28 protein-coding genes are annotated in these 26,065 nt (G+C 44.1%); 17 read left to right on the plus strand and 11 right to left on the minus strand.

What is annotated here, in order from left to right; translation table 11 throughout:
- Window positions 1-48 precede the first annotated feature (48 nt).
- Complete coding sequence (locus ACYX4M_RS08175; RefSeq protein ID WP_476082609.1) at window positions 49-933, minus strand: LysR family transcriptional regulator; 885 nt, start codon at window positions 931-933, stop codon at window positions 49-51.
- A gap of 280 nt (window positions 934-1,213) precedes the next feature.
- A complete protein-coding gene (locus ACYX4M_RS08180) occupies window positions 1,214-1,657 on the minus strand; it encodes a DUF2721 domain-containing protein (protein ID WP_118491429.1) in 444 nt (147 codons plus the stop codon).
- Window positions 1,658-1,987: 330 nt separating this feature from the next.
- Here ACYX4M_RS08180 and ACYX4M_RS08185 point away from each other — a divergent pair, with 330 nt between their 5' ends.
- On the plus strand, window positions 1,988-4,057 hold the full coding sequence (locus ACYX4M_RS08185; protein ID WP_476082610.1) for a TonB-dependent receptor: 2,070 nt from the start codon (window positions 1,988-1,990) through the stop codon (window positions 4,055-4,057).
- A 185-nt stretch (window positions 4,058-4,242) separates the two neighbouring features.
- On the plus strand, window positions 4,243-5,535 hold the full coding sequence (locus ACYX4M_RS08190) for an NAD(P)/FAD-dependent oxidoreductase (RefSeq protein WP_476082611.1): 1,293 nt from the start codon (window positions 4,243-4,245) through the stop codon (window positions 5,533-5,535).
- A gap of 79 nt (window positions 5,536-5,614) precedes the next feature.
- Here the strand turns inward: ACYX4M_RS08190 and ACYX4M_RS08195 are convergent, their stop codons facing one another.
- Complete coding sequence (locus ACYX4M_RS08195; protein WP_476082861.1) at window positions 5,615-6,181, minus strand: YceI family protein; 567 nt, start codon at window positions 6,179-6,181, stop codon at window positions 5,615-5,617.
- A 22-nt stretch (window positions 6,182-6,203) separates the two neighbouring features.
- Window positions 6,204-6,731 carry a cytochrome b gene (locus tag ACYX4M_RS08200; RefSeq protein WP_476082612.1) on the minus strand — a complete coding sequence of 176 codons (528 nt, stop codon included), beginning with the start codon at window positions 6,729-6,731 and terminating at the stop codon, window positions 6,204-6,206.
- A 371-nt stretch (window positions 6,732-7,102) separates the two neighbouring features.
- On the opposite strand from ACYX4M_RS08200, the gene ACYX4M_RS08205 reads away from it, so the two are divergent.
- The 4 genes from ACYX4M_RS08205 (at window position 7,103) to ACYX4M_RS08220 (ending at window position 9,199) form a co-directional block, all read left to right on the plus strand.
- Window positions 7,103-7,426 carry a hypothetical protein gene (locus ACYX4M_RS08205; RefSeq protein WP_476082613.1) on the plus strand — a complete coding sequence of 108 codons (324 nt, stop codon included), beginning with the start codon at window positions 7,103-7,105 and terminating at the stop codon, window positions 7,424-7,426.
- 43 nt (window positions 7,427-7,469) lie between these two features.
- Window positions 7,470-8,033, plus strand: coding sequence for a CBS domain-containing protein (locus ACYX4M_RS08210; RefSeq protein WP_476082614.1), 564 nt, complete (start codon window positions 7,470-7,472; stop codon window positions 8,031-8,033).
- 162 nt (window positions 8,034-8,195) lie between these two features.
- The gene (locus ACYX4M_RS08215) at window positions 8,196-8,648 is read left to right on the plus strand and encodes a hypothetical protein (protein WP_476082615.1); all 453 of its coding nucleotides are present in this window, start codon (window positions 8,196-8,198) and stop codon (window positions 8,646-8,648) included.
- A gap of 116 nt (window positions 8,649-8,764) precedes the next feature.
- Entirely contained in the window at window positions 8,765-9,199 is a 435-nt protein-coding gene (locus ACYX4M_RS08220; RefSeq protein ID WP_476082616.1) for a hypothetical protein, read from the plus strand.
- Here ACYX4M_RS08220 and ACYX4M_RS08225 read toward each other — a convergent pair.
- Window positions 9,196-10,137, minus strand: a complete 942-nt coding sequence (locus ACYX4M_RS08225; protein ID WP_476082617.1) for an alpha/beta fold hydrolase — start codon at window positions 10,135-10,137, stop codon at window positions 9,196-9,198. The two genes, ACYX4M_RS08220 and ACYX4M_RS08225, sit on opposite strands and share 4 nt — an antisense overlap.
- Window positions 10,138-10,283: 146 nt before the next feature.
- On the opposite strand from ACYX4M_RS08225, the gene arfB reads away from it, so the two are divergent.
- From arfB to ACYX4M_RS08245, 4 genes are all read left to right on the plus strand, one after another.
- Window positions 10,284-10,700 carry an alternative ribosome rescue aminoacyl-tRNA hydrolase ArfB gene (arfB, locus tag ACYX4M_RS08230; protein ID WP_476074559.1) on the plus strand — a complete coding sequence of 139 codons (417 nt, stop codon included), beginning with the start codon at window positions 10,284-10,286 and terminating at the stop codon, window positions 10,698-10,700.
- A gap of 126 nt (window positions 10,701-10,826) precedes the next feature.
- Window positions 10,827-11,504 (plus strand): SurA N-terminal domain-containing protein, encoded by a 678-nt coding sequence (locus ACYX4M_RS08235; RefSeq protein WP_476082618.1) that lies wholly within the window; start codon window positions 10,827-10,829, stop codon window positions 11,502-11,504.
- A gap of 126 nt (window positions 11,505-11,630) precedes the next feature.
- Window positions 11,631-12,686 carry a hypothetical protein gene (locus ACYX4M_RS08240; protein WP_476082619.1) on the plus strand — a complete coding sequence of 352 codons (1,056 nt, stop codon included), beginning with the start codon at window positions 11,631-11,633 and terminating at the stop codon, window positions 12,684-12,686.
- A gap of 249 nt (window positions 12,687-12,935) precedes the next feature.
- Entirely contained in the window at window positions 12,936-13,955 is a 1,020-nt protein-coding gene (locus ACYX4M_RS08245) for an outer membrane beta-barrel protein (protein WP_476082620.1), read from the plus strand.
- Window positions 13,956-13,996: 41 nt separating this feature from the next.
- On the opposite strand, the gene ACYX4M_RS08250 is transcribed toward ACYX4M_RS08245, so the two are convergent.
- Window positions 13,997-15,373 (minus strand): S8 family serine peptidase, encoded by a 1,377-nt coding sequence (locus tag ACYX4M_RS08250; RefSeq protein WP_476082621.1) that lies wholly within the window; start codon window positions 15,371-15,373, stop codon window positions 13,997-13,999.
- A gap of 350 nt (window positions 15,374-15,723) precedes the next feature.
- Here ACYX4M_RS08250 and ACYX4M_RS08255 point away from each other — a divergent pair, with 350 nt between their 5' ends.
- From ACYX4M_RS08255 to ACYX4M_RS08265, 3 genes are read left to right on the plus strand one after another with little or no spacing between them, the layout of a single operon-like run.
- Entirely contained in the window at window positions 15,724-16,221 is a 498-nt protein-coding gene (locus ACYX4M_RS08255) for an RNA polymerase sigma factor (protein ID WP_039229337.1), read from the plus strand.
- Window positions 16,218-17,072, plus strand: a complete 855-nt coding sequence (locus ACYX4M_RS08260) for an anti-sigma factor (RefSeq protein WP_476082622.1) — start codon at window positions 16,218-16,220, stop codon at window positions 17,070-17,072. The genes ACYX4M_RS08255 and ACYX4M_RS08260 overlap by 4 nt, the downstream gene beginning before the upstream one ends.
- Window positions 17,062-17,583 (plus strand): CC0125/CC1285 family lipoprotein, encoded by a 522-nt coding sequence (locus tag ACYX4M_RS08265; protein WP_476082862.1) that lies wholly within the window; start codon window positions 17,062-17,064, stop codon window positions 17,581-17,583. Before ACYX4M_RS08260 ends, ACYX4M_RS08265 begins: the two co-directional genes overlap by 11 nt.
- Before the next feature lie 157 nt (window positions 17,584-17,740).
- Here the strand turns inward: ACYX4M_RS08265 and ACYX4M_RS08270 are convergent, their stop codons facing one another.
- From ACYX4M_RS08270 to ACYX4M_RS08280, 3 genes are all read right to left on the minus strand, one after another.
- Window positions 17,741-17,932, minus strand: coding sequence for a CsbD family protein (locus tag ACYX4M_RS08270; RefSeq protein WP_014951177.1), 192 nt, complete (start codon window positions 17,930-17,932; stop codon window positions 17,741-17,743).
- Window positions 17,933-18,134: 202 nt separating this feature from the next.
- Window positions 18,135-18,908, minus strand: coding sequence for a siderophore-interacting protein (locus tag ACYX4M_RS08275; protein WP_476082623.1), 774 nt, complete (start codon window positions 18,906-18,908; stop codon window positions 18,135-18,137).
- A gap of 489 nt (window positions 18,909-19,397) precedes the next feature.
- Window positions 19,398-20,561, minus strand: coding sequence for an MFS transporter (locus ACYX4M_RS08280; RefSeq protein WP_476082863.1), 1,164 nt, complete (start codon window positions 20,559-20,561; stop codon window positions 19,398-19,400).
- Window positions 20,562-20,845: 284 nt separating this feature from the next.
- Here ACYX4M_RS08280 and ACYX4M_RS08285 point away from each other — a divergent pair, with 284 nt between their 5' ends.
- Complete coding sequence (locus ACYX4M_RS08285; protein ID WP_476082624.1) at window positions 20,846-21,028, plus strand: hypothetical protein; 183 nt, start codon at window positions 20,846-20,848, stop codon at window positions 21,026-21,028.
- 310 nt (window positions 21,029-21,338) lie between these two features.
- Here ACYX4M_RS08285 and ACYX4M_RS08290 read toward each other — a convergent pair whose 3' ends face one another.
- Window positions 21,339-23,222, minus strand: coding sequence for a tetratricopeptide repeat-containing diguanylate cyclase (locus ACYX4M_RS08290; RefSeq protein WP_476082625.1), 1,884 nt, complete (start codon window positions 23,220-23,222; stop codon window positions 21,339-21,341).
- Window positions 23,223-23,432: 210 nt separating this feature from the next.
- On the opposite strand from ACYX4M_RS08290, the gene ACYX4M_RS08295 reads away from it, so the two are divergent.
- Genes ACYX4M_RS08295 through ACYX4M_RS08305 form a run of 3 tightly spaced genes read left to right on the plus strand, consistent with a single transcriptional unit; the run spans window position 23,433 to window position 25,192 of the window.
- A complete protein-coding gene (locus ACYX4M_RS08295) occupies window positions 23,433-23,999 on the plus strand; it encodes a DUF3299 domain-containing protein (protein WP_476082864.1) in 567 nt (188 codons plus the stop codon).
- 5 nt (window positions 24,000-24,004) lie between these two features.
- Window positions 24,005-24,451 (plus strand): hypothetical protein, encoded by a 447-nt coding sequence (locus ACYX4M_RS08300; RefSeq protein ID WP_476082626.1) that lies wholly within the window; start codon window positions 24,005-24,007, stop codon window positions 24,449-24,451.
- A gap of 15 nt (window positions 24,452-24,466) precedes the next feature.
- Window positions 24,467-25,192, plus strand: a complete 726-nt coding sequence (locus ACYX4M_RS08305) for a DUF3299 domain-containing protein (RefSeq protein WP_476082627.1) — start codon at window positions 24,467-24,469, stop codon at window positions 25,190-25,192.
- Between the two features lie 18 nt (window positions 25,193-25,210).
- Here ACYX4M_RS08305 and ACYX4M_RS08310 read toward each other — a convergent pair whose 3' ends face one another.
- Window positions 25,211-26,008 (minus strand): 5'-nucleotidase, lipoprotein e(P4) family, encoded by a 798-nt coding sequence (locus tag ACYX4M_RS08310; RefSeq protein WP_476082628.1) that lies wholly within the window; start codon window positions 26,006-26,008, stop codon window positions 25,211-25,213.
- Between the last annotated feature and the right edge of the window lie 57 nt (window positions 26,009-26,065).

Here is a 26,065-nt window from a genome sequence, read left to right on the forward strand (position 1 = left end):
TCGTTTTAGATGTACTAGAGCACGGGCTTTTTTTCCGCTGTTTAGCGATTAAATCTGCGCGAACAAATCTTGTAAGCAAGTAATCGCGGCGCTAATTTTGGCGGGCATAAGATCCCGTTTTGGCGTAACCGCATAAACGGTATAGTCGGGCAACTCCCATTCTGTGAAAAGCTGCTTCATTTCACCTGATTTAAGTAAGTGTCTTACCTCTGGCTCAGGCAATACGGCGTAGCCCAAATTATCTTGAGTAAGTTTAATCAATGTCTGCATTGAATTTACATCAATACGCTGAGAATCTAGTTCAAACTCACCTTTGCTTTCATGTTTCATCACATAGTCTTCAATGTGCCTGTGCACAATGTAAGCATGACCATTCAACGCTTCTGGTGAAGACAAGCTTAACCTAGCTAGCGGGTGCTTATCGGACACGCATAAAATCCGCTTCCATGTAGCAAGTTTCAAACTACTAAAATTAGTGTCAGAAACGGGAGCAAAGCAAAGTACAAGATCTGCGCTTGATGCAATGATGTCTTTAGGTTCGTCGGTAACGGTTAATGATATTGTAATTTTTGGAAACTCTTCGCATAGCTTCTTCAACGGTTCACTTAGTAAACCACCACCAAATCCTTCAGGTGCGATGATATTGATGTTTCCTGTAGGATCATCTTGTAGGCTTTCAATTCTTTGTTGGGCAAGCTCTGCGGTTTGCAGCATTTTTTTGCTGGTGTCGTAGTAAATGCGTCCGGCTTCAGTGAGACTTAAGCTTCGTGTATTTCGGTTAAAAAGACTAAGCCCTATATCATGTTCGAGTTTTCGTAGCTGCTGGCTAATTGCAGAAACAGTCATGTGTAGCTCGCGGGCTGCAACACTCATGCTACCGCTATCTGTCACTGCAACAAAAACCTGGAGAGAGCGAAGTAATTTAGTATTCATGGCGCAGTTAAATCCTTTCTATTGGCCGCAGTATTGTAGGGCTACATTTGTAGCAAATTACCGACGGCAATGTGCGAATTTTACCTCACTTAAAAGTTAATGAGCGTGTTTAACCGTGCTCTTTACTCAATTCTTACATAAAAAATGCTTTTCAAAAAAATTAAAGCCTTGCGTAGGAACAAGATAAGGCGGCTAGAGAGGGAAACTCTCTAGTCGTCTTTCTGATGGGGCTAGTTATTACAAACACAGCACTGGTTGCTTTGGAGCTGAAATAAAGAAACTATCGAATAGTTCTGACTAAGTTTATAGTATTGGTGGCAAGCTTCACTTCAACCAGAAATACAATAAGTGCACTGATAAGAAACATCATTGCCAATATAAACAGTACTATAATAGGCGTTTTCAAATCGACCACCCACAGTGACCCGGAAAAGAGCGCCATAATAACCGTACAAACCATTAGCCCCGAAGCGACACAAAGTCCAATCGCCCAGTTGATGACTTTCACCCTGCGCCACAGTACTTTTATTTCTTTTTTAGAGCGGTCGACAATATGTGGGTCTGACAAGGTATGAATTTGCCTTTCTGCGACTCTGACCCTATCTGATATTCGCCCCAACCGGGACGACATTACGTTTAGGAACCCCGCAATACCGGTAAGTAAAAATACAGGGGCTACAGCAAATTCGATAAGCTGTGAAAGACTCGGAATAAGTGTGTCCAATGATTCCTCCAGCGAACATGGTTTTTGTTTTAGTGCAACGGTGTTTAACTAATGGCTCAACTTTTTTGATAACGCACTGCCTATTTACTGTGCAGTATTTATGGCCGTGTGTAGTCAGTGAGTAAGGTAACTACTCATTGCTTTTACAAGGCTTTTAGCCAAGCTCACAGCAAAAATTACAGCAAAGATTACGCCAAGGGTTTAATCACATAATTGGCTTAGTTATCTGAACATTGCAATAGTTTATCGGTTTTTAACCCATTCATTCACTAATTAACGATACACTAGAGCTAATTGCTAAAAAAACATTTGTCATCAAAAGGATAGATAATGCGCTTTGCCCCAAGCTTTCCACTTTCATTGCTAACAACGGCACTGTTATCGCCTGCCGTGCTCGCCCATGAAACCAATGAGATAGAAAGAATAGAAACTACGTCTTCTCGTATACAAGGTAGTATGAATGCTTCTGGCTACGCGGTATCGTCTATCTCAGAAGAAACACTTTCACTGCTTTCATTTCAGCATATTCAAGAGTCGCTTAACTATATAGCGGGGGCAGGCGTGCAGCGTGGTAACGGGCAAGAGTATCTACCAGCCCTGCGTTCACCCGTGTTAACCGGTGCAGGGGCATGCGGAGGCATTTTAGCTGCTGAAGACGGTATTCCGCTTCGAGCGGCAGGATTTTGCAATATCAATGAATTGTTTGAAGCTAATGGCGAGCTTGCTGAGCGTATTGACGTAATTAAAGGTCCGGCGTCAGCGCTTTATGGTTCTAATGCCATTCACGGGGTTATTAACGTAATCACGCCAGATACCACGCAAGGCGAAGGCTTGCTAAGTGCTGATTATGGCTCCTATGGCTTTCATCGCATTAAGCTTAAAGAAGGGAAAGACTTCGGTAGTAGCGGTGTAGGCATTGCGGCTAGCGTAACCCGTGACACCGGATACAGAGATGAAGAAGGCGTTGACCAAGAGAAGGTTTCGCTTCGCCACCGGATTGAGTGGGATAACACGGTTATCACAAGTGGACTTACCTATACCCATTTAGAGCAGGAAACGGCTGGATACATAGTAGGGTTTGAAAGTTACAAAGACACGCAATTAGCGAAAAGCAATCCTAATCCCGAGGCGTTTCGAAAGGCAGAAAGTTTCAGGTTGTGGAGTAAACTAGACACCACTTTTAATGGCGGTCACGCCCTTTCAATTACACCTTATGTACGTAACCAAGATATGCGTTTTCGCATGCACTTTCTGCCCGGAAAGCCTCTTGAAACCAATGCGCAACAAGGGGTTGGTGTACTGTCCCAATTCAACTATGTTATCAACGACAACCTAAGCACAGATATTGGGGTTGACATTGAATATACCGAAGGTGAACTCACCCAATCGCAAGACAGCGTCACCGAAGGTTCTGCTTTTCTAGTGGAAACGATACCTGTAGGCAAGCATTACGATTACGATGTGGACGCCACCTTATTCGCACCTTTCTTTATTTTCAATTGGCAAACTGAGCGTTGGGCTATTTCTGCTGGCGGGCGTTTTGAGTCCATGAAATACGACTACACCAATAATATGAATGTAGGTCGTGTACGTGAAGATGGTACAGAATGTGGGTTTGGCGGCTGTAGATATTCCAGACCTGCAGACAGTGAAAACGATTATGATAATTTCAGTCCTAAACTCTCCGTCCGTTATCAATTAAATGAGCAAACACAATTATTTGGGGGAGTTGCTAGAGGCTATCGCGCCCCTCAGGCAACAGAGTTGTATCGCTTACAACGCGCACAGACTGTTTCAGATCTAGATTCAGTAACGGCTGACAATATTGAGGTGGGCGTAACCGGCGCGCTGTTAAAGGGCAACTATACGCTAAGCCTTTATAGCCTGCGCAAGGACAATGTTATTTATCGCGATAGCGACTTCTTTAATGTAAGTAACGGCGAAACTTGGCATAGAGGGGTAGAGCTAGCTTTTGACCAGAAACTAAGCGAGGCGCTTCGCTTAGATTTTGCTGGTACTTACGCAAGGCACACTTATGAACACAGCCAGCTTTCAGGTGAACAAGACATTGAGGGTAATGATATCGATACCGCGCCCAAGCTTCAGTTTAACACTCGCTTAAGCTTCGATGTGTCGAAATCGGTACAAACTCAGTTAGAGTGGCAGCATGTTGGACGCTATTTTACCGACGCTGAAAACCTAAACGAATATGATGGGCATGACTTAGTGCATGCTCGCGTGCGTTACAGCGTGAGTGACGATATTACGCTATATGCGCGGATTAATAACTTATTTGACACGGCATACGCCGAACGCGCTGATTTTACCAGTTTCACTGGGCCGCGTTATTTTCCGGGGCGGCCTCGCAACTACATGATAACGGCATCGTTTACCTTATAAGCTTAAATAGACATATGTAATAGATTACTATTAATCCCAGAAATATAGACTATCGCCGTGATCCGCTTGTACCTCATTGCCTTCAGGCGTAGTCTGTAGCTATCAGCATGGGTTTCAGTCATGCCATGTATTGCGCTTTAAACGGCGAGGCGATATAGGTGGAATGATTGTTAATAGGTATACCCATGCAAAAAATAGTAATTGTTGGTGGCGGTGCTGGTGGTCTTGAATTAGCCAGTCGCTTAAGCCGAACCCTCGGGAGAAAAAAACAAGCCGAAATCACCCTTGTCGATCGCAGTCGAACTCATATCTGGAAGCCGCTCTTACACGAAGTAGCCGCCGGTGTAATTGATAAACATTCAGACGGTGTGGACTACGCAATTCACGCTGCATCCCATCATTACCGCTTCCAATTAGGTGAAATGTGCTCGCTTAACGCGCAGGCGCAAACCATAACCTTGTCTCCTTTAATTGACGAGGAAGGGACACAAGTTTTACCCGAACGCGAAATTCAATACGATCAGTTAGTACTAGCCGTTGGCAGCGTGAGTAACGACTTCGGCACACCAGGAGTTGCTGAGCATTGTTACTTCCTTGATTCATTGAAGCAAGCTGAGCGCTTTCATAGAGCACTTCTCAATCAGCTTATCCGTATTAATCAGCAAGAAGACAAAGACGCCAAAATTAAAGTTGCTATAGTGGGTGCAGGGGCTACGGGCACTGAATTGGCTGCGCAGCTTCATCACGTTGCGAACTTGTCGAAGGCCTATGGCATGCCAGATATGTCAGCTTCTCGCCTAAAAATTTCTATAGTAGAAGCGGGCGATCGAATTTTACCGGCATTGCCAGAACGGATTGCGAACTCTGCAAAAAAAGCACTGTATAAGCTGGGTGTCGATATAAAAGAGCAAACCATGGTGGCTGAAGCCGATGCCAAAGGGTTAATCACCAAAGACGGTGGGCGCCTTGATGCCGATTTGATGGTATGGGCAGCAGGCGTTAAAGCGCCTGACTTTATTACCAAGCTTGAGCTTTTTGAGACAAACAGAGCCAATCAGATTCTTGTTGATAAACAACTTCGTAGTTCGTCTCACAAAAATATTTGGGTGTTAGGCGACTGCTGTGGCTTCCAGCAGGAAAATGGAAAGTGGGTGCCGCCTCGAGCGCAGTCTGCTCACCAAATGGCGGATATTGTTGCACATAATATAACATCGTTATTTACTCAAAAAGACACGAAAGACTTTACGTACAAAGACTATGGATCGCTCGTTCACTTAAGCAAATACAGCACGGTGGGAAGCCTAATGGGCTCGTTATCTAACAGCAGTATGTTTATTGAAGGGCGTTTAGCTAAGCTGGTCTATGTTTCTTTATACAACATGCATCAATTTGCAGTACACGGAAAGATAAAAGGTGCACTAAAGCTTCTTGTGAAAAAGTTAAGTCAGGCCATCAGCCCCAAGCTGAAGCTTCACTAACCACATATGAAAAAGAAAGCCCCATGTTTGGGGCTTTCTTAAATCATAAATTTAGCTCGATGGGACTAAACGTAAATAGCTATTGTTTCACGCCTTCCACGTGAAGCTCTAATTCTACCGTTTGCGACGCTGGGCCTAAATCATAGTCGATGCCATAGTCTTTAAGTGCAATCGTCGTTGTGCCCATAAAGCCTGCACGATAGCCGCCCCATGGATCTTTGCCTTCGCCAATCTTTTTGGCTTCGATAGTAATAGGCTTTGTCACACCGTGAAGCGTGAAGTCACCCATTACATCCATCATGCCGTTACCTTTATCGACAATTTTTGTGCTGACAAACTTCGCTTCTGGAAAGTCGTCAACATTTAAGAAATCGTCGCTCTTAAGGTGCTTATCACGCTCTGCATGGTTCGAGTCGATACTGTCTGTATCGATAGTCACCATAATCTTTGCTGCACTTGGTGCTTTGTCATCGTAACTGAAGTTACCTTTAAAATCATTGAAACGACCAGTAAGCCACGAGTAGCCCAAGTGTTGAATTTTAAAGTTGATAGACGCGTGGGCGCCTTTACTATCAATCACGTAATCTGCGGCATTAGCGGTGCTTAAAGACAGCGCAGCGGCTAAGGCAAGTGTTAACTTCTTCATCATTTCTCCTTTTTCCTCAATATCATCGAAGCCGTAACATCTGCTTCAGTGTGTCATCGTTACCAATAAAGTGGTGTTTCAGCGCAGCCAGCGCGTGAATGATCGCCAATACAATCACTGACCACGCAATATAAAAATGGGCCTCTCCTGCAATGTCTTCTTGATTTTCAAAGAACTCGCCCATTGCAGGTACAGAAAACCAATTAAATACGTCGATGCTTCTTCCATCGGCCGTTGAAATTAAATAGCCGCTCGCGAATAGCGCGATAATCAGGGTGTACAAAAGCCCGTGAGCTGCGTGGCTTAGTCCTTTTTCTAAATGGGTGCCATATGACGGTGGTCTTGTAGTAACTATGCGAGCCACCAAGCGGATTACGGTGATAGCTAACAAAATTAATCCAACGCTCTTGTGCCAGTGTGGCGCGGTTTTATACCAGTCGCTGTAATAAGTAAGGTCGACCATCCATAGTCCTGATGCAAACATGCCAACAACGGCAAGCGCAGATATCCAATGTAGAACAACTATAGGTCTTGACCACCTAGGTTTCATATCACTTCCATTTTTACTTACTAGCGTGCAGCTTGTTTTGGCCCTCTGCTAGTCTCGTTATCTCACCAGCTAAATGCCCGCTGAATAAAACGCCTCATTTGTTAAGTAGCCTTAGTGTATTTCTAATAGCGTGGGCTAATCATCACATTTATTGGGAGTATTCGTTCTTGTTTTTAGAACAAACATGCAATAACAACTCGTTAAAGCGGGTGAACACATGCTTCGTTCTTCGAAGATGGATCGTTTAATCGTCGATTTAATGCGCTCAACACCTATGTAAAACGTGTTAAATGTTCTTATAGTTCAAATAAGCAGTCATAAACTTGGCTGCTTTGCTTCAACATCGTCTAGTCAGGTAGAGGTCGTACGCTTTGCGCGTTTCATTCGTTTTGTTGGCAATTATTTTGCCAGCGTTATTCTCATCACTGGTATCCGTCTCCGTAATTGGAGAGGGGCGAAGTGAGCAAAATATTGCTCAGCAGTCGAACGGCGCTACTGCGTTCTCGACATTACTTAGCGAATGGGAAAGCTCCGCTTTCGAAGTACTGGGCGACGACGTTGACGATGATATTTCGTTTTTCAGCCTAATTAACGGTTTGGAAGAATACTTATTTTCGGCTAGTGAAACGGTTGATGCAGAGGCCTTTACTAAACTTCGCGCTAACATCATTCGAGGGCCGCCCTCTTTCACTTAATCATTTGAAAAACTAATTTTTTACTTTTGATTAGGAGAAAGGTATGCACGCCTTAAATCTATATAAAACTGAATCTATTGATACATTGGCATGGCCGGTTGTCGAAAACACTATTACCGTTAACTCATCTGCTATGGCTGTTTTCACGGACTTTAAGCAGCACTTGCCACATGTTCTGGATGCCAGAACACCGGCAATCAAAGCAGATTCGATTATGCGTCAGTCACACGTTCGTATGATGCTGGTGGTGAACAGTGAAAATCGTTTCATTGGAATTGTTACCAGTCATGATGTAGGTGAACAGCAAATTGTTCAGCGTTTAAGCGAGCTTAAAGTGAAACGCGAAGAGTTAACGATTCACGATTTTATGCGCCCCAAAACGTCGCTTATGTCTTTTGATTACACTGAATTAACTCATTCATCGGTGGGTGATGTGATAGAGACACTCAAAGATTACGGGCAACATCACTGCCTAGTAATGGACAGAGAGAGTCACGAAGTTCGTGGTGTTATCAGCGTGAGCGATATTGCTAGAGAATTGCGGTTGCCACTTGATATTCAAGGTCGTCCTACATTTGCGGAGTTGCTCACTATTCTAGCGGCATAAACTTCACTTTTTTAGCATCTTTAATATTTTTCGCATTTAATAAATTTTGGACCATACTTTTACTGCGCGCTGTACATAACACCGCGTAGTAAAAGATACTCATCTTATACAGTATCTGAATATATGCTACTCAATAATTTGCTCGAATAATCAGGTGGTTTAATGCGGTACGCTCATGGTGAATTTATTGTAACTCGGTGTGGTGACGCCGTCGTAACACAAGCTTTCGGTCCATGGAATCAAGAATGTGTTAAAAGCTTTGCTGATGAATACCGAGTAAGTGCTCAAGGGTTATTTGGCAAAAAGTGGTGTAATATCGTGTGCGTTACAGGAGAGTCGCTGCTGATACCCGATGCAGAAGCACAGCTGCGCGAGCGTACGGCGGCAATGCAACCTTTGGGCTTGACTCACGTTGCGGTTGTATTAGGTGATTCGACAGCAAAAGCAACGACTAAGAGTCAACTTAAACGCGTGTACAAAGGGCTCAATATCGAAGTTACGTTTGTTGAAATAATCGAAGAGGCCGTTGAATGGCTTTCCGAGCACAGGTTTAATATCGAACCAGAAGGTATCTCATCACATTTAGCAAAAGTTGCAGCAAAGCAAGCGTCTTAGCTGGGGACGTTTTAAGTGAATAATTAACTAGCAAGCGAGTTGGTACGTATTTCGCAAATCAATGCATAGTTAGCAAAAAATCTAGTTGCGATTATTTGATGAAACGAGGCGAAATTATGAATAGATTACCATTTCCTACCAGCGTAGTAACCAAAGCGTTCACTTGGGCTTATCAAGAGCTGGGTTTAAATATCAAACAAGCCTCTGAAATATTGGGTATTTCTCCTTCCTCTCTTGCGCAAACTACCTTGCTTGGTTTTGAAAGCGGCACAGCGGAGTACCGAAAGCAACTTGCATTTATTCGTATGTATCATTTACTCATCTCATTGTCAGAAGGGGACAGTGAACAAATGAAAACTTGGTATAGTAGCTACAATATTACGCTTGAATCGAGCCCTCTTGAGATGTGTAAGGAATACGATGGTATTGAGCGTGTGGCTGACCAGTTGCGTAAATTAAAACAGACTGAATCTGGCAGACAAAACGCGCTGGCAATTGTTGAGTTCTCTCACAATGCTCACACTTCAAAAATGGGCGCTGTGTTTCATTAGTCGGCTTGTTCCGCTTTACTGTCAATCTCAACAATAAAGTCGGCACATATTTGCGCCTGAGTAATGGGTATCATGTGACCAGCGTCAGGAATTACTTTATGTTCAGCCGAGTCTATTGCCGAAGTGACAGCTTCGATATGCTCGCTTGGCCTTAAGATGGTGTCCTTTTCGCCGTATAGGACGCCTACGGGGCATTGGATTTCACCGTAAAAAGACTGCTGTCTATGTAAGCTACCTTGTGCAGAAACAGTATCACGGCTTCCTTCATAAAAGCTGCGAGAATGAAGCGCAAGTAATCCGCCTCCTTCAACAGAAAAATAGGTAGGTACAGGTTCTGGATGAAAAATTTGAGCAACCTGTTTTTTACCCAGTTTTGCTCTTAATGGACTGGCAATGGTTTTAGATATGCTATTGCGCACAAATTCGTTGGGTATGTAAAGCACCGAAAGCGGGCCAGCACCGCCTTTAAGTGGCGTAGTTAACGGGCATAGCAATGATACAGATTTAATGACACTAGGTGCATCAATTGCCATCCTTAACGCAATACCCCCGCCCATCGAGTGACCAGCAACGCTAGCTTCTTTAACGCCTTCTTTTTCCATCCATTCTAATAACATTTTACTTTGCTGCTCAAAGCTGGCCGATGTGGTTTTGTATCGACTAGAAAAACCGCTACCAGGACGGTCTACGGAATAAACCGTGTAATGCTGCGCAAGGATTTTTGCTAATTCATTAAAGTTGTTACTATTGCCTAGTAAGCCGTGAATAAGTAAAAGTGATGGTCCATTCCCTTGTTTTTGCCAGTGAATAATTCCTCCCTCGACAGGGGTAAGTTTTCCTGACGGCCGAAACGCTGACTCGATGCTGCTATCCATTTTTGCAGTAAACCAAATAAGACCTACAAAGATACAAATAACGATAAGTAAAATAGTGAGCATGCTGTGTTTCCAAGATAGGGGATAAATTAACCTATCGAGTTACCTTTTAACGGTCAAGTAAGCGATGAGTTATAGTCGCAAGCTATTAGCGTGATATATGCGCAGAAAAAATAATACGCCATGCTACTAAGCATATAGGAACTGATATGGAATTAAAGATAACTAGCTCTATCTCGATAGATGAGGACGAAGCCGAACTTCAGGCTATTCGCGCTCAAGGTAGCGGGGGGCAAAACGTCAATAAGGTAAGTAGCGCAATACATCTGCGATTTGATATCAATAAGTCGACCTTACCCGATAAGCTTAAAGCCAAATTACTGAATGCGAAAGATAGTCGCGTTACTAACGAAGGCGTTTTTGTACTTAAAGCACAAAATTTTCGCACTCAAGAACAAAATAGAGAAGATGCATTAGCGCGCCTTGTCGCGTGGATAAAGGCGGCAACCGTAGAACAAAAGCCGCGTATAAAAACTAAGGTAAGCCGAGCAGCTAAAGCCCGTCGTTTAGATGTAAAAAAACAACAGGGTGCGAAAAAATCTATGCGTAAGAAAGTGGAATTTTAAACAAAACTAATCTAAAGTATAAAGCCTGTTAGATGTCATTTCGCAAGACAACGGAAAATTCTTACAATAACAAATGAATGTGTCTTGTGCTTGTGCTAATTATTGGAACTTAGGGAAGCATACAAAGTGACGCGTTCGAACGTAATTCCTATGGTGCTATTTGCAGCCATAGTGGTTTCGCTTGGGATTAATACACCGCAAGCCGCAAACGAAATTATTGCTCGTTTGTTTAACAAATCTATTTCTAGTACTGAACTACAGCCTTCACAGGCAGACGTTGATCGTTTTCAGTCTATTCTCACTGACAAATCAGAAAAAGAAGTGCGCAATATTTTGGCGCAACGCGCGCTTGGTAACAAAATTACCGAATCTGTACTTTCTGATTTCGCAAATAAAAACGCCATAGAGCCCAACGACAGCGAAATTCAGTCTGCATACTCTGTCATTAAACTTTGGACCGTTGAATTAGATAGTGATGGCACTTATCAAGATGAAGAACTAGAGCGCTACCGTTTGGCAATGGCTGAAGGTATGGCAAAAAGCTGGAAAGTATCTAAAGCGCTTTATGAAGCCTATGGTGGTGATGTGGTTTTTCAACAAGACAACCCGTTAACACCTGTAGGTGCCTACCAAAAACTGTTTGAGCAGTATCGAGAACAAGGTGAGTTTGTCATTTACGACCCTGTCTTCAAAGCAGCGTTTTGGAGTTCTGTAAAAATGAAATATGCTAAAACCTACGACCCAGATAATATAGATTTTTCACTTCCCTGGTGGGAAAAGAGCATGACTGCTTCAGAAAAATAGTTTTAAGAAAGCCCTGTTTTTACAGGGCTTTTTCTGTTCTTCGCAAAAAAGTATCTCCCCCAACGGAATAAAACCTTTCGTCTAATCGTTATCTCAGTGTCCTTTATGAAAAACGGAGATAAACGGATGAAAAAGTTAAATACTGCAATTGCACTGGCTTTAGGTATCGCGTCAACGTCTGTGTTGGCTCAAGAAACCACGTTCTCTGCTAACACATCAGCTAATGCGTCGACTTCTGCATCGCTTTCACTAACAAGCGGTGCAACTACACAGTCTGCAAATCAGGTTAATACCCAGACTTCTGCCGAAGGCGAAGCATCTACGCAGAGCCAAATGTCCACCGAGAGCTCAGCCGATACCGGTGAACAATTATCCGCAAACCAAACAAGCAACGATCTATCTGCCGATCAGGGAGTGAGTCAAGTTTCTGCAACCTCAGATATGGCGAATTCGATAACTTCGCCAGTGGCAGGCGCACTGACAAGTAGTGTGTCTGGGTCATTATCTGTACTGTCATCAGCGTCTGGAAATGCAGAACAAGTCGATGGAGCAGAAAGTGAAGCAGAAAGTACAGCGCAGACAGCGCCAAGCTTGGCATTGAACCAAATCGGTTCACTAACAAACAATGGTGCGGAAAATACCGCAGGAGTTTCGCTAGCTGGCAGTGTAAGTGGTGCACTAAACAATACTGCAGAAACAGCAGCAGGTAGTACCTTATCGAACACGGCTGCAGGCACCATCGAAAGTGCGGTAAACGGCGGCGTAGCCAATACAGCAGCCAGCACCGTAGCAAGCTCAGTGACCAGTTCTGTAACCGGAACGGTTGGCACCGCTGTCGAAGGAACAATTACTGACACGGTAGGAAATACGGTAGAAAGCACGGTAGAAAGCACGGTAGCAAGTACGGTAGCAAGTACGGTGGATAGCTCTGTAGAAGGCGCAGTTTCAAATACAGTCGAGCAAACTGTGTCAGCAACAGTCGCAAATACGGTAGGAAATACGGTAGGAAATACGGTAGAAAGCACGGTAGCAAATACGGTAGAAAGCACGGTAGCAAATACGGTGGATAGCACCGTAGCAAGCACGGTAAATAATACCGTGGCGAGTTCGGTTGAAAGCGCCGTAACAAGCACTGTAAACGACAACGTAGCTTCAAGTATCTCAGGTGCGCTTGGCCTTTAATATAAGGGCCTAAACCACTAGGTGGGCGTAGAGCAATCTTGAGCTAGCACGTTAAATAGCCACCTTAAAGTCTGAGTGCGGCTTGTCTAAATAGAAAGGCAAGCCGCTATTTAAGGTCTAGGCTGCAAGTGCGAATACACTGCCTCGCTATCGTGCATTCCTTAAAGCGAGCACCTCAAGTCAAATCTCACGTCTCTCCTTAAAAACAGCAATCGCTAAGTTTCATTTTCTCTGTGGTAGGTAACAACAATGAATACGCAAATACTTCAACACTCATCAACAACAAACAACCTTATTCGTGGCTGCCGCAAATGCCTATCGCTGTCCGTGGCAGCTGTTTTACTCGGTAGTAGCGCTGCTTATGCGGGCTCTGACAGTCACTCGCACAATGATGAAGATGCGAATCATACAAACGCAAAACATCAAACGATTTCATTCTCAGGGTCTGGCTATTTAGGGTACCGCTCTGATAGCAATGTGAGCGTTAGCGAGCTCGATACGAATTCAGAGGTGGCCGACGGCGCGGTACAGTCAGAAGCTCAGCTAAAGGTGCTGGTGAAACCCACAGCGAAATGGGAAAATGTACTGTCGGTAAGTCAGGCGAATACCAACTATCAAACGCTAAGCGAGTTCGATCTTGGCCTTACCACACTGTCCGCTAGCACCAGCTATGCGTTTGACTTCGCCAAACTAGGAGCGCACTACTATCACGCTAGCGCTGAGCTAGACGGGCGTGACTTCCTCACCTATCAACAGTCTGGATTATCTGTCGGAAAATTGTTGGGGCAGCGCACTTACTTGCGTGTTAGTAGCGACCTTATCGATAAACAATTCGAGAACACGCCTGAAGGTACGCCAAACCGAGATAGTGAAGTAGCAGCTGTGCGCAGTGACCTATTTTACTTCTTCGAAGGGGAAGACTTCTTCCAAATCGCACTTAAGTATCAAAATGAAGATGCCCAAAATAATGTGTTCGACTACACCGGTATTGGGATGGATCTAGCGTACACCTATCCTCTAGCGGTGTTTAGTAAACCCTTGAAGCTTACGGTTGCCTATCAATTAGATGTAAGAGATTACGCCTCAGAACAAGATGGAGGTATAGGCAGGGAAGACGACAGACACGTTGTTGAGATGAGTGCCGATTACGCCATTCACAACAATGTTGATATTAAACTGTCTACGCAATATGGAGACTTTGCTTCTAGCGTCGATGGTGCAAATTACCAAGAAACCATTGCTGAGTTAGGCATTAACGTTCATTTTTAGTGGGCGTTAATATAAATTCTATAATGAACAGCACGCTTAATTTAAGGCAGCACACCAAAACCGAATACGCTGTCTCGTCCGGGAGCCCCTGCATCTAAAGCTAGCTGCTGAAGTTTCAACAAGGCAGCGTTCCTTTCTTGTTTTTCGCGCAAAAAGCATGCATACAAAGCGGTGGCGCGCGGTGAAGCCATAGAGGTTCCCGTTTGCCTGATCGTTTTTCCATTAGGATGTGCGGCATCTACCGACACGCCAAACGCAGCAAAATCAACGTAATCCCCTTGGTTTGCCCACCGGTAAATTACATTAGATTTATCAACGGCCGTAATGCCTAACGTTTCTGTATAAGCCGCGGGGTACAAGGGTAAAGAGGCTGGTCCCTCGTTGCCCACCGCAGCAATGATTTGAATACCGCTCTTATCCAATTGATTTATGACCCGCGCTAAAATAGGGTTGTCGGGACCTGCAAGACTCATGTTTATGGCGTCTACCTGCTGTGAGGCAAGATAGTTTAAACCTTCAATTAACGACATTAGCGTAGCGCCTTGGCTAACGCTATTACGCGAATAAAACACACTGGCGTTAAACACCTGGCTAGACTTAGGCAACGACGCCGCCAATAGGCTGGCTACTGCGGTACCGTGGTCTGACGAAAAGGCAACGTCAGTTTCGCTGCCCGCATTGCCATCTTGCTCCTGATTTCGATCTTGATTATGACCAACAATAAAAGACGCTTGCGTTAGATTAACGTGTGAGAGCAGTGGGTGATTGGACGCTACATGAGTATCAACCATTCCAATGCGCAGTGGGGTTGGACAGGTTTCCAGCTTTTCACTGCTTATCTCTTGAAAAGACCCGTTCGAAGTGGGCTTGGTCTGTGATAAATAAATATGATTTCGACCAATTTGAGACTGCAAATTATGGGGCAAACTGTTGCGAATAGACGACACATCATCCTCATCTCCTGTGACTTTAACTTTAAAAAGCCACTGAGAGAGCGCGGGCAAAAACTGAGCTTTTTGTATTTCAATATTGGCACCTTGAAAGTGTACTTTGTCGGCTTCTTCCCCTAGGAATAGCCACTCCTTTTCGACAGCCAGAAAGCCATTTTCAACCGTTACTTCATTAACAATTACCAGGCCTGAAGTCGATAAAATAGTGGTTGCTGCAGGAGCGATAAATCGGGGGGCAGGAATGTCGCCTAGTACGCCCGACGCCACTGTTGATAAGCCTCTGGCGCCTTCGATAGATGATTGCGCTTTTCGTCTTGCTTCCTCGCGAATGGCGTTTAGGTCGGAGGAGGTTCGATCAATTATCGGACGCACAGGAGACACCACTTGATTCAATGTTCCTGCTAGTTGGGCTTGTGATGTTGGTGCCGCAATCAAACTCAAAATCGCCACAATGAGTGTGTACTTCATTTTACTACCTTTACGTTAACGTTGGGGCAGATCGGTGCCTAAAGAAGGAATGGCATAAATTGTGCCATAGCCTCTATTAGAGGCCTGTGGTCCATTGTGCACAAACGTTGTTCTAAATGTGCGCTCAAGGCGAACAGGCATTTACCACTACCATACAGTGTAGTGACGATTAGACAGAAGAAAAATTCCAATGCGACCCTTTAGACTGTTAAACATTCGCCTTGTCTAGATGGCTCATAGACCGCTGCAATACAGTGCAGTAAAAAAATAGGTCGTAGTACGTGGAATAAAAACAAAAGTGGCTCGTTAACAGGGTAGAGATAACGGGAACCCTACAAAGGTACATGAAAATGAAAGATGAGTTGACTGAACTCGTCCCGTCATTGCGAAAATTTGCATATTCGTTGACGGGTAACATGCATGATGCTGATGATTTACTTCAGAACACGCTTGAACGGCTATTGAGTAAACCGCTTCCTGAGCAAGTTACATTAATGGCTTGGGCATTTAGAGTGTGCCGCAACTGTTGGATAGACGAATACAGAGCGAAGAAAGTTAGAACCAATGCGACAGATGCCCTTTCCTATGAAGCGCAATCGGCGAATAGCTGCAATGACATAGATGACGCAATAACGCAGACAATTACGCTTAAACAAGTCTCAAGCGCTATGGATGAGTTACCCTGTGAGCAAAGAGAAACCCTTTCTTTGGTTGCTGTACAAGGGATGAGTTATGCGGATGCTTCTGAAGTGTTGCAGGTACCGACGGGCACCATTATGAGCCGTCTTGCCAGAGCGAGAGCAAAAATATCAAACTTACTAAATGGTCAAAACGAGGTGCTATCGTGATCTTAACTGACGAAAAACTCTCAGCATTTTTAGATGGAGAGTTAGATACCGCTGAGATGGATCTGGTTCGTGAAGCGATAGCGCACGATGTTACCGTTTCTGACCGACTCGCCGCACTTGCAGAAGTGGATAGAGTTGTGAAGGTGGCTGCAGAAAAAGCGACAGCAGTGGCGCTGCCTAAAGAAATCGTGGCCCTTTTGAGTGATGAAAAAACGTTAAGCCAGGCAAGCGGCGTACAGGCATCTGATGCAAGCTTAGCCAGCGTAAGCGCTGCAAAGCAAGGCTCTGTAAATCAAAGCCCTGCGGAAAACGTTAAGCCGTTTCCAAAGAAAGCGAATTCAACTAATAGTGCGCCACATAAACAAACGAAGTGGAAGGGGCCTTTTGCTATAGCTGCGAGTGTGGCGGTATTAACGGGCTTAGTGTTCTTTAATCAACAGGGCGCTGAAACAACGCAGCCTTCTCATTGGGCGAGAGTATCATCGGTACTCGACAGTAACCTAACTGGCGAAGCAACAACTTTTGATTCGGGCGTGACGGTTACGCCGCAGTTGTCTTTCGTAAATACGGAGTTTAACTACTGTAGACAGGCTGAAGTCGCATCGAAAGATGAACTAAATGTAATGATTGCTTGTAAAGATAAGCAAGGTGCGTGGCAGCTTGCCGCTAGCAAATTGGACGAGCTAGGTGAGAATGCAGGTCAATATCAAACCGCCACTAGCGCTAAAGTAATGGAAGAAGAGTTAGACAAAATGATGGCGTCTGCGCCATTAAACCGAGAGCAAGAGAAAAACGCAATTGAAGCAACTTGGCTAGCTGACAAGGCCGAAGGAGTAAATGATGAAAACTAAAATTATGTTAGTACTTGCGGTATTAATTATGGCGGGCTGCGCCAGTCAACCCGATTATAGACAGGCCAAAAAAGGCGGCTTTGGCTACACGGAAAGTAAGTTGAGTGATACCCAATATCGCGTGCATTTCAAAGCGAAGGGGTCTGATAAAGGCAAGGCGATGGATTACGCCATGCTCCGTGCTGCCGAGCTTACGTTATTAGAAGGTTACGACTGGTTTGTAGTGACTGACCGAGAGACCTTAGTAGATAAGGAAACCGTGCAAACCACACCTACCGCAGGCTTTAGTCAGCGATATACACGGGTTACCGAGTGCGGTGTGCTCACTTGCAGAACGTCCTACCACCCTACTACCCAATTCGAAACGGGTGTGTTTGTAGGGGGCTCTCAGCAAAGTGAGATCGAAAGTATCTTGAGCATTGAGATAGGCAAAGGTACGCGTCCAACGTCGGCAACGAGCTTTGACGCAAGGGAAGTTCGCGATAACTTACAGCCTAAGACGGAAGAGTGATAAAAAATCAAAGGGCATAACCTCCCTTGACTACGACACAAATAAAAAGGGCCGCTGCATTATGCAGCGGCCCTTTTAGTAGCAGTAAAGATTAACAATACAGTGATACCAGATTGTTATACTGCCAGTGTCTTAATTCATATATTGAAGACGGCGATTAATTGAAATAACCATCGACCTCTTTTTCAGCTTCGTCACGGCTTTTGCCATAAGCTTGTTGAATCTTACCTACTAGTTCTTCACGTCGACCGTCAATTACATCTAGGTCGTCATCGGTAAGTTTGCCCCACTTTTGCTGCACCTTACCTTTCATTTCTTTCCAATTACCTTCAATACGATCACTGTTCATAACTTGCTCTCCTTATCCAAACAATTGGTTGAAAAAACTGGCGGAATTAATTGGCCAGTTATTTTCTCAGCAGCAAATGCTGTTCCATTATGTAGGTGTATGAAAGTATTGAATTTGTTGTTTGTAAAAATCTTGCCGCACAGTTGTTTTTTATGCAGAATTTACAAGTTCTTGCAAAGCCTACAGGAAGCATAGTCATCAGCTAGGCCAATGTTTTAGCATACGCTTCACTGTCCTGCCTTTTTTCTATTTTATGTTGATCTTCACTGCGGCCATGCTTCCAGTAGCTACTAATATAAATATTCTCGTGCGCCACGGATTTTTCGTCCTTGAGCCATGTCCGAATCGCCCGCATATCAGAAAATTCACACGCCACCCAAACAGTGGGGGTTCCGTCGAGCCAAGTTAACTGGTCAAGGCGGGAAGGTAAAGATTGCTCATGTTCCCATATCACCGTTACTCCTTCGGGTTTTTTAAGTGTAACTGCATCCTTTTCGTCTTCAATTCTAATCACGGCGTAGCCTTTGGTTTGCGCAGGAAGCTCAGCAAGGTGATTTCTAATACTAGGAAGCGCTGTCATGTCGCCAGCCAACAGTATCCAATCATATTGCTCGCTTAGTCCCTTACTAGAACCGGGCCCTGCGAGCGTGATGATATCGCCAGGCTTTGTACTTGTTGCCCATGCCGACGCAGGGCCAGTTTTACCACCATCGGCATGGATAACCATATCCAGAACCATTTCAGGCTTCTCTGCGTCAAAGTGCGCAACTGTATAGGTGCGCATTGCCACTTGGCTTGTGTCTGTGGGGCGTTTGAGCGGGTTCCCTTCTAGGTCGAACATAAGTTTAATGTACGCACCTGCAGTGACCGAGGGAAAGGTAAAAAGGTCTTCCCCACTAAGGTGTACACGCTGCATATTTGGGGTAATTCGGACTGATTGGGTGACAATAGCTCTGCGAGGTTGCGGTTTAGACATTAGCTTACTCCTGTAATCTTGAGCAACTATTTTATTTGGTAATAATTCTCATTTCCATTTCTAAAGGTGAAACGATCAGGATTGTTTAGTTCTATTTTTTAGATTAACTGATTGGTCATAAGAGAAACTAATGCAAATAAAATAGATAGGTGTACGTTGGGTTAGCACTATAAAAGTAAGCGAGGAATACGCACTGGAAAAGGAAAGATGAGAGCAAAAGAAAAGGGGCTAAATAGCCCCTTAAAAAACCACAACATAACTTGGAAAACACATTTACACACCACAAAGACGCACACTCAACGACTTCATGTATAAGTTAAGATAGCCTAATTATAAAAAGGTTCCGCTTTTTTAAAAATAAAAGGTAAAAAAATAAATACCTTTGAAATAGGCGTATTCCTGTCACCTGTCAGGCTGGCATTAATTCGCTAAGGCCTGTTTAGCTTTGATGGCGAATTGGGCCAAATGTATAGCAACGGTTAACAGGCTCTAGCCAACGTGTCTTATTCTTCGCAATGTTATGTAGACGACGCATGTGGTTGCTGCGATTAGCGCTGACGCGATAGCGAACGGTAGCGCGATGTCCAGTTGGTAAATGAAAGCTGCCAGTGGCGGACCTATTACGTAGCCCATGGCAGTCGTTGCTGTAATTAACCCAGTGATCGTGGCTTGTTGAGAGGGGGCACAGTAGGTCGTTGCCGCAGCTGCCAAAGATGGGTAGGCCATTCCCATACCTAAACCCATTAATGTCATGGCCGCGTAAAGCATAAATAACGAATGTTGAAGAAAGATCAGCAAGTAGGCTAAGCCCAATAGCGGAAGCGCGATAGTGATCATCGCTTCTTTGCTTATTCGGCCTTTTTGTACCCAACCAAATTGCGCAGTAAGAGAGGCTGCAGCGCTGACCATCATTGCAAAACCCACTTGTCGAGCGGCTTCAACAGGCGTGTAATGATAGAAATCGATAAAAAAGAAACCTAGCGACTGCTGCATCATTGCCATCGCGCAGAACACGCAAATACATGCAGCAACAAACACATACGGTAGTTTGGTGGGAGCTCGACTGTCTTCACCTGTATGCACAGCTGTCTGCTGCTTAGATAAAGGGGGTAAAACTGGCAGCTTATAATACACCAATGTCAGCGCTAACAAGGTCAATAAAACAATACTGTACAGTGGAGCTAGTAAGCCGAACCCTACCAATAATCCAGCGTAAGCCGGACCAACAATTTGCCCTACGTTGCTTGCAGAGGTGACTTTGCTGATTGCACTTACTCTACTTTGGGGCGTACTGATGGCGACGGCATAACCTACCGCAGAAGGCGGAGTTGCAGACATAATGGTTGATTGCAGACTTCGGCTTATCAACAATGCCAAAAACAAATTGGTGCCGCTTATAATGCCAGAAAAACCTGCCATCCATGCACTAGCGAAGGCAAACGTGCCCAAGCTATAACCCGACAGACCAACCATTAAAATACGTTTAAAGCCCGCACGCTTAGCGACCTTGCTCCACACATTCGTACCGAACGCAAAGATAAGTGCAGAGCTAGACATAATAGTGGCAATGTGAAATTCAGAAAGGTTCGCCTGTCGCCCCATAGAAGGGAGTGTGGTAAGCATAACGCTTTGGCCAACAGACGTAGCGAGCAACGCACAAAAAAGAACTCTAAAAACAATGGTAGATGCAGACGGCGAAAGCACGCAGGTAGCCCTTTTGGTAGGCGATAAAGAAACAACGTAATTTTATCACAAATGAAGATAAAAAAATGCCCGCCAAAGGCGGGCCAAAATCAGAGGTATGTAAAGGCCGGGATGGGCCTTAGAGGGGAGAGGAATGTCGTCGGGTGACAACTCACTAATAATATCGACGACATTACCAGTGTCCTCACTATGGTCTCGCTGAAGCAACACACATATACTTCAACGAATCCAAATTGGGTCAACAGTCCCTTGCTGCACGAGACATCATTGTCGATGCTTGCGATGTAGGTACTCAGTGCCTGTTCGCAATCCTTATGAAACAAGAGCCTTGCATCCTGCGAGTTTATTTAGGTTATCTTTTACCTAACCTCATCATCGACCAGCAATTTAACGAATGCTCCACAGGTATCCTTTAATCTCAAACACTGACTCATCCTTTTATCCTTGGTGACCATTCCATATACTTCCTATGTCGTCACCTTCAGTCTTTGATATTTACGTAATCTGGCCTCTCCGTCGCTAAAGCCGTCCTGGCTACAAATTACGTTCTGCACTTATTCGTTAGTATAGATTATGCGTGATCTGTGCCAGGTTGTGTTATTTCTCTTTTTGTTTTTTAAGATGTTGAATTTTTTGGATAATTTTATTTTTTTAGAAAAGCTGAAAATATATTGAAAGGTGCAATGAGGAAAGATGTGAATATTTTTCCTAGTGACATGTCTCAAATTACAAACAATTAAATATTACGGTTTTGCCTCTACCAGACTCTTTGGCTTGGTAGAGTGCTATGTCTGTATTTTCCAAAACAGAGGTGACGCTTTGCGAGGTTGATATAGCCATTAAACCTGCTGAAAAGGTGAGTTTAATTTCATCAGATAGTTCATCTTGAGAAGTTTCTTTTAATGAGCAGCGAAACACGTCGAGGGAAGCTAGCGCGTCTTTTAACGAAATTTTATCGAAAATAAATAGAAACTCCTCTCCGCCTAAGCGTCCCATTAATACATTGTCAGTGAAGTGTTCACGCGCGACGTTGGAAAATAGACGTAATGCATCGTCGCCCACCTTATGTCCGTATTTATCGTTTATCATTTTAAAGAAATCGATGTCTAGCATGGCCACACAAAAATCATGGCCATTCTGTGCAAGGTTATTAATTTGAGCATCTAGCAGCTCTAAGGTTTTACCTCTATTAAAGAAGCGCGTTAATGAATCTGTTGTTGCTAATTTTTCCAATCTCCTCTGGTAGCGAATGCGTTTAGCGTATAGCAGAAAAAGCGATATACTTAGAAGGAATAGAAGCCCTGCCAAGGCTCCAAAAAGGTAGTTGCGCTGTTTATTGAGATTGAGTTTTTCAGCTTGTAGTCGAGTTACCTTTTTTAAATTAGTATTTTCCTCTTGAATTTCGTCTAATTCGTATAGCGTCCTGATGACTTGAACCCTTGATTTGTCGAGTGATTGTGACACTGTCTCACTAAGCGAGATAAAATTTTTAAGCGCATTAATTTGTGATCGCTCGTTATTGCTAGTTTCCATAATCGACAATCTAAGGTGCGCCGCCTTAAGGTTTTGCTGTCCCGGCTTTTTTCCTTTCAATAACGCTTCGGCCTCTTCCAATCGCAACAAGGCTACATCGATATCTCCATTGGAAAGCGCCAGCTTCGAGAGAGCAAGCAGTGCGTCAAAATAAAGGGTCTTGTTATCTAAGTTGCTGGCGAGTAAAAGGGCCGTTTCGTAGTAAGAACGGACAACCTCAATACTTTTTCCTTTGTCTGTTTGGCGTAGCAACATTTTTCCTTTTCCTAGCAGTGAGCGGGCTAGTAAAGGTGTGTCTTTAATACGTTGGGCAATCTCTATGGCTTGGTCGAAATATTCTTCTGAGCTCTCGACATCTAATAATTCGTATTCTACTAGCGCAATTTTTTCGGCGAAGCGCCCTTGGACCAGTGCATTGTTTTTCTTTTTCGAAAAGTCATAAGCTTCTAGTAAATAGTTTCTTGCATCTTCATATCTAGACAGTTCTAAATAAACAGTTCCAATTAACCCGGCAATATGAGGTGCTGAAATTTGCGTTTTAAACTGTACGGCCATTTCATAGGCCACCAAGTAGTTATCCAGTGCTAATTGGTGTTCTTGTATGCTTTCAAAGACTGTGCCGAGCGTCATAAGAACGCCAATGTTTAATTGTATGATGCCATTGTTGATAGACCACTGCTTTACTGAATTAAGTAGCGTTATCGCAGTCATTACTTCGCCAGTATTAGCGTAAATCTTGGCTTGTAGCATCTTCAGGCGTTGCCGCATCAAACCTTCTGTATTGATGTTGCGTAAACCGGCTTCCACTAAGTCTAGTGCTGCATCATATTCACCGCGTTTTTCCTTGCCCAGTGCATACAAATAAAGCCATTTGTGTCGCTCTGGGTGAGCGTCATTTTCTTCTAATAAGGTTTTTAACTTAGTCATTTCTATTTCTGGATTACGATGCAGTGCTTTAATGCCCTTTATAACGTCATCGTTAGGTGCCAAGTTTAATTGAGTATTAGCAATTGCTAATTTATTTAAGAAAAAGAAGGTCATCAAAAAGGTTAGGGCGATGAAACCAAGTTTGGGCATGTGAAGGCGTTCCGTCTGCTTTCAGGTTTTCTCTCCAATAACTATAGCCTTGTTTTAAGGTTGCGTGAGAATACAAGAAAAAAATTAATATCCAAGGCCTTTAAACAGCGTTTTAAAAGGATAAACGTTTATCACAATTCACTACGTTGTGATATGTTATAACGTGATTGTTGAATAATATGTTAGGTCACCTTTGTGAAATTTTTTGCTATGCACACTAGCGTTAAATTGGGTTTAGTTGCTGCACTATTGATTTTAATTAGCGCATTAAGCCAAACCCAAGCCGCCGATTATGAGGAAATTGACTGGGTTGCCCTTATGCCCGAGGACGACTTGAGTGCGCTTTTAAACAGACCTGAATTTTTAAATGATATTGCTGATGGGTCTGCTGCTGACTCAATTGATGATTTTGCTTCAAAGCAGTTAGAAGATGAACAAGCACAGCGATACCAACAAGCGTTGGTGTCGACGCGAGTGATAGAGGCGTTTGATGGAAAGGCTATACGCATCCCGGGATTTATTGTGCCTCTAGAGCAAAACGAAGAGCAAAAAGCGACGGCGTTTTTCGTCGTACCGTATTTTGGGGCTTGCTTGCATATGCCACCACCGCCGCCAAATCAAATTTTATATGTTGAATACAAAGAAGGTATCGCAGTTGAGAACTTGTACGACCCTTATTGGTTCGAGGGTACGGTAAAAATCGACAACCACGAAAGCGCACTTGGGACATCAGCCTATTCATTAGTGCTAGACAGCTTTACGCTGTATGAGGAGTAACTAACATGAAAAAGACGGTCATTGCAGCCACTCTTTTATCAAGCTTGATAGTATTTCAAAGCAGTGCATGCGAACTGCACGCGGGTATGGGTAATATGCAGTTTGGTTTTCAGCATCCTATGATGCAGCAGCACCTAGCGGCAGCGAAAGAACCACTTATTTCCCTTAACATAGATAGGAAGCATGAAGTGGCCAAGCTTGAAGCGTCTGCTGTACCTTTGCGATTTACTATTCCTTCGAACTATAAAGAAGTGAGTGTAGATATAATAGCAAGCGACGGCGTAACACTACTTTCGCCGCAGCGATTCGCTCTGGTCTCGGCTAAAGGCGAACAAGCTATCAGCTTTCAGGCACAAGAAGAAGGCACCCACGAACTCGTATTAAAAGTGTATGCGCTTAAAAAGAATGTGCCAGTCACTTATACGCGCAAAGTAAAAATTCTAGCGAGTTAGGCGCTGACTCAAAAAATGAAGCGCCCCTCTTTTGCTTTACTGTCTTTCCTCATCGCATTCGCCGCATTAGGTGCATTAGTTGGTTTAGGGCTTAATGGCAAACTTAACGGCCTTATCGGATTTTTCAGCAGTGACGTTGTCATTTATCAAGACAGCACGCGACTGCAGGAAACCCAACAATATCAAGTTTTATCTTGGGATGCCTTGCTACCTGAAGCTGAAAAAGTGTTACTGGGTAAAGCCCAGTCTACTCAGAGTTCTCAACAAAATTTACCCCTTCATGAACAGGTATTTCAGTCTATTCAACGCACGTTTGACGATGAATACCAGCAAGCACTAATCTCAGTGAATACGGTTAATACATTTAACGGCAAGTACGTCGAACTCAGCGGGTTTATTGTGCCTGTAGAGGCCAATGCACAGCGAGAAATAACGGCGTTCTTCATTGTGCCTTATTTCGGCGCGTGTATTCATTACCCACCACCGCCACCAAATCAAATTGTGTTTGTTTCGTTGAATAATGCCCACGAGCAAGGCGGTATTAGAGGAATAGACATCCAGCAGGCTTACACCTTCTCGGGTGAGTTTTCTACCGGGTTGTATGAAGACCCTCAGGGCACATCCGCTTACTTACTGGATGTGGTAGAAATAAAGCCCTATTCAGGGCTGGGAAATGGCATTAACGATGACAGCGCTAATTTAACGAACGGCGCTTTCCATATAGAAAGCGACATTCGTTGATTTTACTTTATCAATGGTTTACCAAGAACCGTACATGGGGTTTGGCAGAATAAAAATCTCTGTGCCCACTCGTGGCATGAGCAACTCAACGTTGGCAGATTCTTGAGTTACGCCGCCCACATCTTCAATGTTGTCGCCAATTTGCATGATAATAGTGTGAGGCACAGCCCACGTAGACGTCGCGTCTTTAGACGTATTCGAACATGCGATCTTGCCCTGGGTAAGCTGCATTCTGCGCAAGTCTTTGTCATTAACCATACCTTCTTGGCCTACCGCTTCTTTGTCTTCAGCAGTGCGGCCAACAACACAGGTATTACTCGAGGTAAGCGGCAAACCTTGCGCCAAAAGGTTATTCCAGGTGTGACTATCAAGCGCTTTATTGCGATTCGTAATAAGCGCCACCTTGCCATTTCGCTTAACAACCTCGTCGATAAAATCAGCGACTCCGGGTACTAATGTGGCTTCTTCACGTTTTACCCATTCGGCCCAGCTTTGTGAAGAATATCCCAAGCCAGCACTTTCCCGTTCTTTTTGATAGGTGCTATTGTCTAGCACGGTTTCATCAACATCCATCACCACAACATCGCCATTAGCAAAACGCGTAGGTAGCGCTGAAATAGCTTGGCCATACACAAAACTTGAAAGAACAGGGTACTCTTTGCTGCTGGTTTGGTATATCACGGCATTTGACAGAGTGTGTGATTTTACACCAGCAAGCGGGGTTGATGGCGCAGACGAGCACGCCGCAATAGCTGATACTGCAGCGCCTATGCACGCTGCTTTGCTGATGTAAGCGAGCTTGTTAAGAGATAACAATGTTATTTTCCTTTTATTGTTTTTTCTGCCTACCGGTTTCAACACCCAAATTATGTC

The organism is Alteromonas sp. ABV4_150, assembly GCF_056311745.1.

Coding starts and splice junctions, on each gene's coding strand:
- ACYX4M_RS08240 (WP_476082619.1), top strand. CDS start 11,631: ATGAAAAAGTTAAATACTGCAATTGCACTGGCTTTAGGTATCGCGTCA.
- ACYX4M_RS08220 (WP_476082616.1), top strand. CDS start 8,765: ATGAATAGATTACCATTTCCTACCAGCGTAGTAACCAAAGCGTTCACT.
- arfB (WP_476074559.1), top strand. CDS start 10,284: ATGGAATTAAAGATAACTAGCTCTATCTCGATAGATGAGGACGAAGCC.
- ACYX4M_RS08275 (WP_476082623.1), bottom strand. CDS start 18,908: ATGTCTAAACCGCAACCTCGCAGAGCTATTGTCACCCAATCAGTCCGA.
- ACYX4M_RS08245 (WP_476082620.1), top strand. CDS start 12,936: ATGAATACGCAAATACTTCAACACTCATCAACAACAAACAACCTTATT.
- ACYX4M_RS08295 (WP_476082864.1), top strand. CDS start 23,433: ATGCACACTAGCGTTAAATTGGGTTTAGTTGCTGCACTATTGATTTTA.
- ACYX4M_RS08225 (WP_476082617.1), bottom strand. CDS start 10,137: ATGCTCACTATTTTACTTATCGTTATTTGTATCTTTGTAGGTCTTATT.
- ACYX4M_RS08300 (WP_476082626.1), top strand. CDS start 24,005: ATGAAAAAGACGGTCATTGCAGCCACTCTTTTATCAAGCTTGATAGTA.
- ACYX4M_RS08195 (WP_476082861.1), bottom strand. CDS start 6,181: ATGAAGAAGTTAACACTTGCCTTAGCCGCTGCGCTGTCTTTAAGCACC.
- ACYX4M_RS08290 (WP_476082625.1), bottom strand. CDS start 23,222: ATGCCCAAACTTGGTTTCATCGCCCTAACCTTTTTGATGACCTTCTTT.
- ACYX4M_RS08175 (WP_476082609.1), bottom strand. CDS start 933: ATGAATACTAAATTACTTCGCTCTCTCCAGGTTTTTGTTGCAGTGACA.
- ACYX4M_RS08305 (WP_476082627.1), top strand. CDS start 24,467: ATGAAGCGCCCCTCTTTTGCTTTACTGTCTTTCCTCATCGCATTCGCC.
- ACYX4M_RS08265 (WP_476082862.1), top strand. CDS start 17,062: ATGAAAACTAAAATTATGTTAGTACTTGCGGTATTAATTATGGCGGGC.
- ACYX4M_RS08185 (WP_476082610.1), top strand. CDS start 1,988: ATGCGCTTTGCCCCAAGCTTTCCACTTTCATTGCTAACAACGGCACTG.
- ACYX4M_RS08190 (WP_476082611.1), top strand. CDS start 4,243: ATGCAAAAAATAGTAATTGTTGGTGGCGGTGCTGGTGGTCTTGAATTA.
- ACYX4M_RS08255 (WP_039229337.1), top strand. CDS start 15,724: ATGAAAGATGAGTTGACTGAACTCGTCCCGTCATTGCGAAAATTTGCA.
- ACYX4M_RS08215 (WP_476082615.1), top strand. CDS start 8,196: ATGCGGTACGCTCATGGTGAATTTATTGTAACTCGGTGTGGTGACGCC.
- ACYX4M_RS08250 (WP_476082621.1), bottom strand. CDS start 15,373: ATGAAGTACACACTCATTGTGGCGATTTTGAGTTTGATTGCGGCACCA.
- ACYX4M_RS08210 (WP_476082614.1), top strand. CDS start 7,470: ATGCACGCCTTAAATCTATATAAAACTGAATCTATTGATACATTGGCA.
- ACYX4M_RS08200 (WP_476082612.1), bottom strand. CDS start 6,731: ATGAAACCTAGGTGGTCAAGACCTATAGTTGTTCTACATTGGATATCT.
- ACYX4M_RS08270 (WP_014951177.1), bottom strand. CDS start 17,932: ATGAACAGTGATCGTATTGAAGGTAATTGGAAAGAAATGAAAGGTAAG.